We start from the raw sequence: 11,904 nt of genomic DNA, 5'->3' as shown, positions 1-11,904 counted from the left end.
CCCCCGAACAGTGGTTGAGTAAGCCCTATGACCACAGACAACCTGCCGGAACCGACCGCCGGCGACGACGATGTCTCGGCCGAGCTGATCGCCGCCTCGCTGCGCGCGGACACCGCGGACCTGGAGATCTACGCGCGGGTGCTGTCCTCCAACCTGATCGAGACCCTGCCGCCCGGCGCGGTCCGGCTGGAGCGCAAGCGCAGCCTGTCCGATCGCGCCGCCGGCCGCGAGGGCCGGGTGGAGACCGTCGACGTCACCCTCGGCGAGCAGCGCATGACCTTGCGCCTGGGCAAGCATGGCCCGGTCGGCGAGGTCTGCAAGGAGGTCCGCGGCATCGTGCTGTCCCGGCAGCAGGTGGCCATGGACATCTGGATCGAGACGCTGTCCGCGGCCATCGCCGAGACCGCGCGCTCCAACGCCCGGGCGCGCGAGGTACTGCAACGGTTCGTGCTGGGGGAGTAGTTCCAAGGCGCCCGGTCGCGGGGCGGTGGCCGTCCTCATCTCTGCCGCCCCGCCCGGCGCCGCCGGCAGGCGTGGGCCGTTTCCGGCGCTTTCGCGCGCCCGGAACCTCTGTAGCAGATCACGAGTCGGCAACGGCGCGCACTTCGAACTGGCGCGCCAAGCCGCCGATTCGGCAAAGTGGCGAACCATATATGCCCGCCACACGGAAGCACGGTCGCCATGACTTCGCCGCACGACGCCGGGTCCGACCCGGACCGTTCCGCGCGGCGGCACGCGCTGGAGAGCTATCGGGAGTTCTTCGACTACCCGATCGATCCGGATGTCCACGAGACCACCCTGATCCCGCGGATTCACGACGGCCGAGAACCCGAGTATCAGATACCTTACACGGCGGCTGAACCCGCGTCGCCGCGGGGTTCGGCGGGAGGGCCCGGAACTGCGGAGATCCATGAATCCGTGGCGGTGGAAGGGATCCAGGCCGCGGCTGTGGCGACCGCCGTGTATCCGGAGACTTATATAAAGGACAAGCCCTCCACCGAACTACCGGCATCGGCGCCGCCCTCGCCGCCCTCGCCGCGCCCGCCCGGGCACCGTCGCCGCGGCAGACGCAGAATGGCCGCGTCCCTGTGGCCGTTCCACGCGTACAACAGCGCGCAAGCACCGAGTCCGGCCGCCATCGGCTCCCGCTCCACGACCGCGACCGTGTGGCGCAAGCTCAGAGCGGACCGCGCGGCGGTCTTCGGCGGCTGCACCGTCGTGGTCCTGATCCTGCTCGCCGTCTTCGCCCCGGTGGTCACCGGGGCGTTCGGCGTAGCCCCGAACCAGCTCCACCCCGAGCTCACCGACGCCACCTTCGGTCCGCACGGGTCCTTCGGCGGCATCAGCTGGGCCCACCCGCTCGGTGTCGACCAACGGATGGGCCGGGACATCCTGGCCCGGCTGCTGTTCGGCGCGCGGGTGAGCCTGCTGATCGCCGGCGGGGCGACGCTGCTCAGCGTCGGCCTGGGCACCGCGCTCGGGATCGTGTCCGGCTACCTCGGCGGCCGGGTGGACCTGGTGTTGATGCGGATCGCCGACGTGTTCCTGGCGTTCCCGCTCATGCTCTTCGCGCTCGGCCTCACCGGAGCGTTGTCCGACCAGGCTTTCGGCCTGTCCGGGAACTCGTTGCGGATCGCCATCATGATCTTCGTGATGGGGTTCTTCAACTGGCCCTACATCGCCCGCATCGTGCGCGGTGAGGTGTTGTCGCTGCGCGAGCGGGAGTTCGTCACCGCCGCGCGGGCGATGGGGGCCACGACGCGCTGGATCCTGTGGCGCGAGCTGTTGCCCAACCTGCTGGCGCCGATCCTGGTCTACACCACCTTGCTGATCCCGGCGAACATCATCTTCGAAGCCGGACTGTCCGCTCTGGGGATCGGCCTGAACCCACCCACCGCCTCCTGGGGGCAGATGATGACCGACGCGGTCGCCACCGTGTACACCGACCCCGAGTATCTGGTCGTGCCAGGCATGGCAGTATTCATCACCGTGCTGGCGTTCAACCTGTTCGGAGACGGGTTGCGCAACGCCACCGATCCCACCGCACAGTGACGCTTCGCGGCACGACGCTAGCCATGAAGAAGGAAACCGCTGTGATACCCAAATTCCCGATCCGCGCGGGAGCCGTAGCCGCGGCGCTCGCTCTGGTCCTGTCCGCCTGCGGCTCCAGTAGCGGTGGCGGGAGCGGCACCTCGGCCATGGGCCCGGGCTACAACCTGGCCAGCAGCCAGGTCCTGAACGCCTCGGACAAGGCCGGCGGCACCATGAACCTGGTCTCCTCGCAGACCTTCGACTCGATCGACCCCGGGATCACCTACTCCGCGCAGACCTGGAACCTGTTCCGGATGTTCGCCCGGCCGATGATGGCCTACGAGCACACGCCCGGCGGCAACCAGATCGTCGGCGATCTGGCCGCCGGTCCGGGCAAGGAGTCCGACAACGGCAAGACCTGGACCTACACCCTGGACCCGGGCGCCACCTTCGAGGACGGCACCGCGATCACGTCCGCCGACGTGCGCTGGGCGATCGAGCGGTCCAACTGGTCCTCGCTGGTCGGCAACGGCCCGACCTACTTCCGCAACATCCTCACGCCCTCCGGCGACCCCCGGTTCGCCCAGTTCGCGAACCTGGACGTCTACAAGGACGGCGACAAGGCCTTCGACAAGATCATCGACACCAGCGACCCGACGAAGATCGTGTTCCACCTGCCGAACTCCTTCGGCGAGTTCGACTACGTCATGACCCTGCTGCAGACCGCTCCGGTCGAGCGCGCCATCGACAGCAAGGACGCCGGCGACACCTACGCCAAGAAGCCGATCTCCACCGGCGCCTACAAGATCCAGAGCTACTCCCCGGGCAAGGAGCTCAAGCTGGTCCCGAACCCGGCGTACAACCAGCAGTCGGACCCGAACCACATGCACGTGGCCCGGGCCGCCCTGGTGGACGTGCAGCTCGGGGTGGACTCCGGGGAACGCGACCAGGAGCTGCTGGACGGCCAGGCCGACGCCGACCTGGGGTCGGCGCTGAACGTGGCCGACCACGCGAAGGTGTTGCAGGACAACGTCCTGAAGTCGGAGACCGACGACGCGCCGGACTCCTCGATCGCCTACTCCTCGATCAACACCCAGCTGATCCCGGACGTCGACTGCCGGCAGGCGATCGAGTACGCGGTGAACAAGAACACGGTGCAGAACCAGCTCGGCGGCAGCTGGGGCGGTTCGATCGCCACCAACCTGCTGCCGCCCAGCATCCCGGGCGCGGTGCAGTTCCCGACCTACACCTACGACCCGGGCAAGGCCAGGAACCTGCTGGCCAAGTGCAAGTCGGACTCACCGCAGCTGTTCGACAGCAGCGGCGCCCTGTCCTTCAAGATCGCCGCCCAGGTGAACGCCCCGGACCTGCAGAACGCCGCGACCGCGATCCAGTCCTCGCTGGCCGGGGTGGGCATCAACACCCAGGTGACGCTGTTCCCGTTCGGCCAGTACAGCCAGTACTGCGGCAACCAGGACTACTCCCGGGCGCACCGGCTGGGCATGTGCCTGGCCAACTGGGGCCCGGACTGGCTCACCGGCTACGGCATGCTGGACCAGCTGGTCACCGTCAACGGCATCTCGGCCACCGGCAGCCAGAACTACGCGTTCCTCAACGACAAGACGGTCAACGATCTGGAGCAGGACGCGCTGAACAGCGTCGAGCCGAGCACCCAGCAGCAGGACTGGGTCAAGATCGACCACCGGGTCATGGACCTGGCGGCCATCGTCCCGCTGACCCAGCGCAACGTCATGCGCTTCCGCTCCTCGCGGCTCACCAACGTGATGATCAACCAGGCCGGCAGCGGCGGCTACGACCTGTCGGTCCTGGGCGTGAAGTAGGCGCCGCGGCGCGGACGGAAACAACGACGAAACGAGGGACGCGGCGCCTATGACGACCTTCCTGGTGCGCCGGGCCGTCACCGCCGTGCTCCTGATGTTCGGCGTGGTCCTGGTGACCTTCCTGGTGTTCTACGTCGTGCCGGGCCTGGGCGGGCGCACCACGGACCAGCTGGCCGCGCAGTTCGCCAGCCGCGACCCCTCCCCGGAGCAGCTGGCGCTGATCGAGCACCGGCTGGGGCTGGACCAGCCGCTGTACGTCCAGTTCTGGGACTATCTCAGGGCCCTGGTGGCCGGCATGGACCTGCCGCCGGGCTCCGGTGCCGCGCACTGCTCGGCGCCGTGCCTGGGGTGGTCCTGGCGGCTGCACGAGTCGGTGCTGGCGCTGATCCTGGACCGGCTGCCGGTGACGGTCTCCATCGCGGTCGGCGCGGCGGCGCTGTGGCTGGTGTTCGGTGTGCTCTCCGGCGCGCTCGCGGCGGTGTTCCGCGGCGGTCTGGTCGACCGGGCGATCCGGGTGGCCGCACTGCTCGGGGTCTGCCTGCCGGTGGTGTTCATCGGTCCGCTGGCCCGGGCCGAACTCACCTGGCTGTTCCCCTCGGTCTCCTATTACTCCTTCCTGCACAACCCTTTTGTGTGGGCCGACCATCTCATGCTGCCCTGGCTGACGCTGTCGCTCGGCTACTTCGCGCTCTACACGCGGCTCACCCGTTCGGGCATGATCGATGCCTTGTCCGGCCATTTCATCCGCACCGCGCAGGCCAAGGGCCTGCCCCGGCGGCGCGTGGTCTGGCAGGGGCTGCGCACCACGTTTCCGACCGTGGCCACCGTCTTCGCCATGGACCTGGGCCTGCTGTTGGGCGGGGCGGTGCTGGCCGAGAAGGTCTACGGGCTGCACGGCATCGGCGACCTGGCGCAGAACGGCGTGGACGGCCAGGATCTGCCGGTGGTGCTCGGCGTGACGCTGTTCGCAGGGCTCTTCATCGTTGTCGCGAACTTCGTGGTCGACGCCGCCTATGCTGTCCTGGACCCGCGCATCCGGCTGGACTGACGCACCGCCGGCGCCGCTCGACGAAGGTTTTGCGCCATCTCGGTGCCCCAGACGCCCGCAGGTGGTCGTTCACCTACCTTAGGTAGCCGATCACTCCCCTTCTAAGGTCCCTCGTGTCAAGGGGCAATCGCCTAAGGATGTGCCCCGGCGCGGGTAACACCCCGTTAACCTCAGGGGCGGTTACCGCCCACTTCTCAGGTGGCGAAGGCGGCCCCTGATACCCCGAAATGGCTCGGTGACCGGCCGATCCAGGATTGATCACAGTTCGGACAAGGCTGCCTCAACCCCCTAGCCAAGCCGGGGGCCCAGGCGCCACTCTCCTGTGGAGGGCCCCGGCCCGACAGTGCAATGTGCAATACCACCGGCGACTCGCTTCGGGGCGGCCGCCGGGCGTGACGTGATCACGATTCCGCCCTGCCTGGCTCTCCGGTGCGCTCACAAGGCCTTCCGAGTCAGACGACCACCGAGGATTCACATGACAACGCTGCCAGGGGACGCCTCCACCCTGCACGACGATTTCGGCGAGGAAGAAGCGCCGGACCCGGGTACGCCGGCGGCGAAGACCATCGAGGGTCGGTCGCTGTCCCAGATCGCGTGGTCGCGGTTGAAGAAGGACCGCGTGGCGATGGCGGCGGGCATCATCATCGTCCTGCTGGTGCTGATCGCGATCTTCGCGCCGCTGCTGGCCTCGCTCAGTGGCAACTCCGACCCGAACGCCCAGTTCATGGACAGCATCGACCCCAACACCTCGATGCCGCTGGGCTCAGCCGGCGGGATCAGCTCCACCCACCTGCTGGGCCTGGAGCCGGTGATCGGCCGCGACATCCTGACCCGGGTGCTCTACGGCTCCCGGATCAGCCTGCTGATCGCCACCTCGGCCTCGCTGCTCTCGCTGATCATCGGGATCGCCATGGGCGTCATCGCCGGCTACTTCGGCGGCTGGATCGACGCCGCGATCTCCCGCATCATGGACGTCTTCCTGGCCTTCCCGCTGCTGCTGTTCGCGCTGGCGCTGGCGGCCATCGTCTCCGACCACGCCTTCGGGATGTCCGGTGACACCCTTCATATAGCGATGCTGATCTTCATCATCGGCTTCTTCGGCTGGCCCTACGCCGGCCGCATCGTCCGTGGACAGACCATCGCCCTGCGCGAGCGGGAGTTCGTGGACGCGGCCCGGGTCCTGGGCGCCAAGCCCCGCCGGATCATCATGAAGGAGCTGATGCCGAACCTGATCGCCCCGGTGCTGGTCTACGGCACCCTGTTGATCCCGGCGAACATCCTGTTCGAGGCGGCCCTGTCCTTCCTGGGCGTCGGCATCCGGCCGCCGACACCGTCGTGGGGCAAGATGCTCAACGACGCGATCCAGTACTACCGTGTCGACCCCGCGTTCCTGATCATCCCGGGTGCAGCGATCTTCATCACGGTCATGGCCTTCAACCTGTTCGGCGACGGCCTGCGCGACGCCTTCGACCCGAAGGCCCACTAAATGAGAATTCCCCCGGCGTCGCACCGCCGGGGGCCCAGGCGGGGCGGTTCCACTTCGGAGGCGACCCTGCCGCCATCTGCGAGATCAGCAAGATCAGTTGCACAGACACCGAAAGCATCCCACATTCTGGGATGCCGGGCTGACCAAGGGGGTCCACCCGCAATGAATCGTCACAAGCTGTTGGGAGGCGTGGCGCTATTCGCGTCCGTCGCTCTGGCAGCCTCGGCGTGCTCGAGTTCGAAGACGAACTCGACGAGCACCTCGCCGACTTCTGCCGTAACCACTCTGCCCTCGGGCAACACCAGCGCCGGTACCGGCTTCAACGCCGCCGTGACCAGCATCGTCCGCCCCACTGACAAAGAGGGCGGCACCCTGACCATGGTGGACCGGTCGGACTTCGACTCGGTCGACACCGGCAACACCTACGACGCGTTCGCCTGGGCGATCATGGACGACTGGTCGCGCCCGATGATGACCTACGCCCAGCAGCCCGGCGCTGCCGGCGCGAAGGTGGTCCCGGACCTGGCCCAGGCGCCCGGTGTGGTCTCCAACAACGGTCTGACCTGGACCTACAAGATCAAGCCGGGCGTGAAGTACCAGGACGGTTCGGTGGTGACGTCGCAGGACGTCAAGTACGCCATCGAGCGCTCCAACTGGGGCCAGAACATCCTGATCAACGGCCCGTCGTACTTCCCGGAGTTCGTGCAGGACAACACCCACTACAAGGGCCCCTACGCGGACAAGAACCCGAACGACGGCGTCTCCGGCATCACCACGCCGGACAACCAGACCATCGTGTTCAACCTGACCACGCCGTTCTCCGACTTCGACTACCTGATGGCGCTGCCGGGCTCGGCCCCGGTGCCGCGGGCGAAGGACACCGGCGCGGACTACTTCAAGACCTACGACTCGACCGGTCAGTACAAGATCGACAACTACCAGGTCGGCAACGAGCTGGACCTGTCGCCGAACCCGGCCTTCGACCCGAGCACCGACCCGGACAAGCTCCACGTGGTGCGCGCCTCGAAGATCGTGATCAAGCTCAAGCAGGACGTCTCGACCATCGACGACAACCTGTTCGACGGGGCGGCGAACGTCGACCTGACCGGTGTCGGCGTGCAGCCGGCCACCCAGAGCAAGATCCTGGGCAACCCGAAGTACAAGGCCGACTCGGACTCCGCGTACGCGAACTCCACCGAGTACTTCGCGATCAACACCCAGCAGAAGCCGTTCGACAACGTCGACTGCCGTAAGGCGATCGAATGGGTCGTCGACAAGGCCACGATGCAGACCGAGGCCGGCGGCGAGACCGGTGGCGGCGACATCGCCAGCACCATCGACCCGCCCACGATCCCGGGCTGGAAGGCCGGCGACCAGTACCTGACGCCGGGCAACAAGGGCGATGTCGCGCAGTCCAAGAAGGAACTGGCGTTGTGCCAGCAGGCCGAGCCGGACCAGTTCAACGCCGACGGCACCGTCAAGGGCTCGTTCGAGGTCATGGCCCGTGACAACGCGGTCAAGGAAGCGAACATGGTCCAGACGCTTCAGACCAACCTCAAGAGCATCGGCATCAGCGTCACGATCGACCTGAAGCCGTTCGACAAGTACAACTCGGCGTTCGCCGGCAACAAGCAGTACGTCGCGCAGCACCGGGTCGCCATCAGCTTCATGAAGTGGGGCGCGGACTTCCCGTCCGGCTACGGCTTCATGTACGGCATCCTGGACTCGGCCTCGATCCGTGACGCCGGTGGCTACAACCTGTCGTGGGACAAGGACCAGGCCATCGACGACGGCATCACCAAGGCGCTGGCCGAGACGGACCCGACCACCCGTGGCAACGACTACGCGGCGGTGGACCACCAGGCCCTGTCCGACGCGCTGGTCGTGCCGCTGGTCTGGGACAAGAACCTGGTCTACCGGCCGGAGTCGCTGACGAACGTCATCTTCAGCCAGGGTCTCGGGATGTACCTGATGTCGGCCCTGGGTGTGCAGTAAGTAACACGCACCCATCGAAGGCCAACCCCCTTCGCTTTCACAGATAGGCAGGTGAAGGCAGGGAACCTCGGTGGCGCCGACGGAACCCACAAGGTTTCGTCGGCGCCACCGGGCGACCGCCGCCGCACTCCGTGGTTACCTACATCATCAGACGTCTGTTCGCAGCAGTCGTACTGCTGTTCGTGATCAGCATGATCACGTTCTTCATCTTCTACGTCTTCCCACGCCTGGGCGGGCAGACGACGGAGTCGCTGGCGTCACAGTTCGTCGGCAAGACCCAGAGCCCCCAGGCGATCGAGGGCGTCATCCACCGCTTCGGCTTCGACCAGCCGATCTGGGTGCAGTACGGGCGCTTCATCAAGGGCATCTTCCTCGGGTACGACTACGACACCGGCACCCAGATGGCGCACTGCTACGCCCCGTGCCTGGGCTACTCGTTCAAGACCAACACCCTGGTGTCCACCTCGATCGCGCAGTGGCTGCCGGTGACGGTCTCGCTGGCCATCGGCGCCTCGATCCTGTGGCTGATCTTCGGGGTCTCGGTCGGCGTCGCCTCGGCACTGCGCAAGGGCTCGTTCATCGACCGGGCCGGCATGATCACCGCGCTGATCGGCGTCTCGCTGCCGGTCTACTTCGTCGGCCCGCTGCTGGCGCTGGCGTTCGTGGTCAACTGGCACATCTTCCCTGATCCGGACTACGTGGCGTTCACCTCTAATCCGATCTCCTGGTTCACCCACATGCTCCTGCCGTGGATCGCGGTCGCGTTCGGGCTGGCGGCCCTGTACGCGCGGCTCACCCGGGTCGGCATGCTGGACACCATGAACGAGGACTTCATCCGCACGGCCCGGGCCAAGGGCCTGCCGGAGCGGACGGTCATCTTCAAGCACGCGCTGCGCGCGGCCCTGACCCCGATCGTCACCATCTTCGGCATGGACCTCGGCTTCGCCCTGGGCGGCGTGGTGCTGGCCGAGCAGGTGTTCAACCTGCCGGGCATCGGCCGGGAGGCGGTCGACGCGGTGAACCAGTCCGACCTGCCCGTCATCATGGGCGTCACGATCGTGGCCAGCGCCTTCATCGTGCTGGCGAACCTGGTCGTCGACCTGCTGTACGGCGTCGTCGACCCCCGAGTGAGGGTCTCATGAGCAACGAAGCATCCGAGGCGATCGTCGAGGACATCGCGCTGGAGAACACCAGCCCGCGCGCCTTCCTGGACGTCCGTGACCTGAAGGTGCACTTCCCGACCGACGACGGCGTCGTGAAGTCGGTGGACGGCATCAGCTTCGCGCTGGAGCGGGGCAAGACGCTGGGCATCGTCGGCGAGTCCGGCTCCGGCAAGTCCGTCACCTCGCTGTCGATCATGGGCCTGCACCGCACCGCGAACGACCGCAAGAAGAAGCGCGGGGCCCAGATCTCCGGCGAGATCTGGCTGGACGGCCAGGACCTGGTGACCGCCTCCCAGGAGGAGGTCCGGCGGCTGCGCGGCGAGAAGATGGCGATGATCTTCCAGGATCCGCTGTCCGCGATGCACCCGTTCTACACGGTCGGCGCGCAGATCATCGAGGCCTACCGGGTCCACAACAAGGTCTCCAAGTCGGTCGCCCGCAAGCGCGCGATCGAGCTGCTGGAGCTGGTCGGCATCCCGCAGCCGAACACCCGGGTGGACGACTTCCCGCACCAGTTCTCCGGCGGTATGCGCCAGCGCGCGATGATCGCCATGGCGCTGGTCTGCAACCCCTCGCTGCTGATCGCCGACGAGCCGACCACCGCGCTGGACGTGACCGTGCAGGCCCAGATCCTGGACCTGATGCGGGACCTGCAGCGCGAGTTCAACAGCGCGCTGGTCGTGATCACCCACGACCTGGGCGTGGTCGCCGAACTCGCCGACGACATCATGGTGATGTACGGCGGCAAGGCGGTCGAATACGGCAGTGCGCACGACATCTTCAAGGCCCCCGAGCACCCCTACACCTGGGGTCTGCTGGCCTCGATGCCGCGTCTGGACCGGGAGCGGGCCGCGCGCCTGACCCCGATCCAGGGCAACCCGCCCTCGCTGATCAACGTGCCCAGCGGCTGTGCCTTCCACCCGCGGTGCCCCTACGGCGCCGTGGAGACCGGCGGCCGCAGTGACACCGAGATCCCGCTGCTGGCCGCGACCTCACCGGGACACCTGGTGCGCTGCCACATGGACCCGGCACGGCGCCGGGAGATATACACCGAGAAGATCCAGGGGTCGCTGTGAGCACGGAAACCACGGCGCAGACGTCCGAGACCTCCACGGTGGACCCGGACGCGCTGCTGCAGGTCAACAATCTGGTCAAGCACTTCCCGATCCGGCGTGGCCTGCTCCAGCGCCAGGTCGGCGCGGTGCAGGCGGTGGACGGCATCAGCTTCTCCGTCCGCGCCGGGGAGACCCTGGGCCTGGTCGGCGAGTCCGGCTGCGGCAAGTCCACCACCGGCAAACTGCTGGCCCGGCTCGACGAGCCGACCCAGGGCCAGATCGTGTTCGACGGCCGGGACATCGCGCACATGAGCCAGGGCCAACTGCGGCCGCTGCGCCGGGACATCCAGATGGTGTTCCAGGACCCGCAGTCCTCGCTGAACCCGCGGCACACCGTCGGCACCATCGTCGGCGCGCCCTTCCACATCCAGGGCATCCAGACGCCCAACGGCGTCAAGAAGGCGGTCCAGGACCTCCTGTCCCTGGTGGGCCTGTCCCCGGAGCACTACAACCGCTACCCGCACGAGTTCTCCGGCGGTCAGCGTCAGCGCATCGGCATCGCCCGGGCCCTGGCCCTCAAGCCCAAGCTGGTCATCGCCGACGAGCCGGTCTCGGCCCTGGACGTGTCCATCCAGGCCCAGGTGATGAACCTGCTGGAGGACCTGCAGACCGAGCTGAACCTGGCGTACGTCTTCATCGCCCACGACCTGTCGGTGGTCCGTCACATCTCCGACCGCGTCGCGGTGATGTACCTGGGCAAGATCGTCGAGATCGCCGACCAGGCCGACCTCTACACCAAGCCGCACCACCCCTACACCAACGCCCTGCTGTCCGCGGTCCCGATCCCGGACCCGGACCGCAAGGAGGGCAAGGCCGAGGGACAGGTGGAGCGCATCCGCCTGGTGGGCGACGTCCCCTCGCCGATCAACCCCCCGGCCGGCTGCCGCTTCAACACCCGGTGCTGGAAGGCGCAGGACGTGTGCCGCACGCAGGAGCCGCCGCTGCTGCAGATCGGCTCGCTGTCCGAGGCCGGCTACGCGCACCAGGTGGCTTGCCACTTTCCGGAGAACGCGTAGTGCGGTCGGTGGTTGTTCGGCTTGGTTAGGCCCGGGTCGGTTCGGGGCAGCCGGGTCAGCTCGAGTCAGTCCCGGTCAGTCCGGGACAGTCGGATCAGTCCGGGTCAGCCCGGCGGGAGCTTTCGCTTCCGCCGGGCTTTCGGCTTTGCGGGGCTGGTGAGCGCTGCGCCTGTTAGGGGCTGTCCGGGGGCGGATCTTTTTTGGGGGTT

Annotated in this window: 10 protein-coding genes; 9 read left to right on the top strand and 1 reads right to left on the bottom strand. The window is 67.5% G+C overall.

Annotated features, from left to right (window positions below):
- Positions 1 to 27 precede the first annotated feature (27 nt).
- The 5 genes from KGQ19_RS30065 (at position 28) to KGQ19_RS30045 (ending at position 6,406) form a co-directional block, all read left to right on the top strand.
- Entirely contained in the window at positions 28 to 462 is a 435-nt protein-coding gene (locus tag KGQ19_RS30065) for a hypothetical protein (protein ID WP_212015160.1), read from the top strand.
- 219 nt (positions 463 to 681) lie between these two features.
- Positions 682 to 2,052, top strand: coding sequence for an ABC transporter permease (locus tag KGQ19_RS30060; RefSeq protein WP_230419668.1), 1,371 nt, complete (start codon positions 682 to 684; stop codon positions 2,050 to 2,052).
- A gap of 41 nt (positions 2,053 to 2,093) precedes the next feature.
- Positions 2,094 to 3,872 (top strand): ABC transporter substrate-binding protein, encoded by a 1,779-nt coding sequence (locus KGQ19_RS30055; RefSeq protein WP_212015158.1) that lies wholly within the window; start codon positions 2,094 to 2,096, stop codon positions 3,870 to 3,872.
- 49 nt (positions 3,873 to 3,921) lie between these two features.
- Positions 3,922 to 4,920, top strand: a complete 999-nt coding sequence (locus KGQ19_RS30050; RefSeq protein ID WP_212015156.1) for an ABC transporter permease — start codon at positions 3,922 to 3,924, stop codon at positions 4,918 to 4,920.
- 475 nt (positions 4,921 to 5,395) lie between these two features.
- A complete protein-coding gene (locus KGQ19_RS30045; protein ID WP_212015154.1) occupies positions 5,396 to 6,406 on the top strand; it encodes an ABC transporter permease in 1,011 nt (336 codons plus the stop codon).
- Between the two features lie 170 nt (positions 6,407 to 6,576).
- Here KGQ19_RS30045 and KGQ19_RS30040 read toward each other — a convergent pair whose 3' ends face one another.
- Entirely contained in the window at positions 6,577 to 6,747 is a 171-nt protein-coding gene (locus KGQ19_RS30040; protein ID WP_212015152.1) for a hypothetical protein, read from the bottom strand.
- Between KGQ19_RS30040 and KGQ19_RS30035 the strand changes: the two genes are divergently transcribed.
- The 4 genes from KGQ19_RS30035 to KGQ19_RS30020 all read left to right on the top strand — a co-directional run bounded on the left by KGQ19_RS30035 (position 6,737) and on the right by KGQ19_RS30020 (position 11,695).
- Positions 6,737 to 8,401 carry an ABC transporter substrate-binding protein gene (locus tag KGQ19_RS30035; RefSeq protein WP_212015150.1) on the top strand — a complete coding sequence of 555 codons (1,665 nt, stop codon included), beginning with the start codon at positions 6,737 to 6,739 and terminating at the stop codon, positions 8,399 to 8,401. The two genes, KGQ19_RS30040 and KGQ19_RS30035, sit on opposite strands and share 11 nt — an antisense overlap.
- Positions 8,402 to 8,532: 131 nt before the next feature.
- Positions 8,533 to 9,543, top strand: a complete 1,011-nt coding sequence (locus KGQ19_RS30030; protein WP_212015148.1) for an ABC transporter permease — start codon at positions 8,533 to 8,535, stop codon at positions 9,541 to 9,543.
- On the top strand, positions 9,540 to 10,640 hold the full coding sequence (locus KGQ19_RS30025) for an ABC transporter ATP-binding protein (RefSeq protein WP_212015146.1): 1,101 nt from the start codon (positions 9,540 to 9,542) through the stop codon (positions 10,638 to 10,640). The genes KGQ19_RS30030 and KGQ19_RS30025 overlap by 4 nt, the downstream gene beginning before the upstream one ends.
- Complete coding sequence (locus KGQ19_RS30020) at positions 10,637 to 11,695, top strand: ABC transporter ATP-binding protein (protein WP_307856557.1); 1,059 nt, start codon at positions 10,637 to 10,639, stop codon at positions 11,693 to 11,695. Before KGQ19_RS30025 ends, KGQ19_RS30020 begins: the two co-directional genes overlap by 4 nt.
- Positions 11,696 to 11,904 lie beyond the last annotated feature (209 nt).

Source organism: Catenulispora pinistramenti (assembly GCF_018274385.1).
Taxonomy (GTDB): Bacteria; Actinomycetota; Actinomycetes; order Streptomycetales; family Catenulisporaceae; genus Catenulispora; species Catenulispora pinistramenti.
This window is presented reverse-complemented; position numbering and strand designations above follow the sequence as displayed.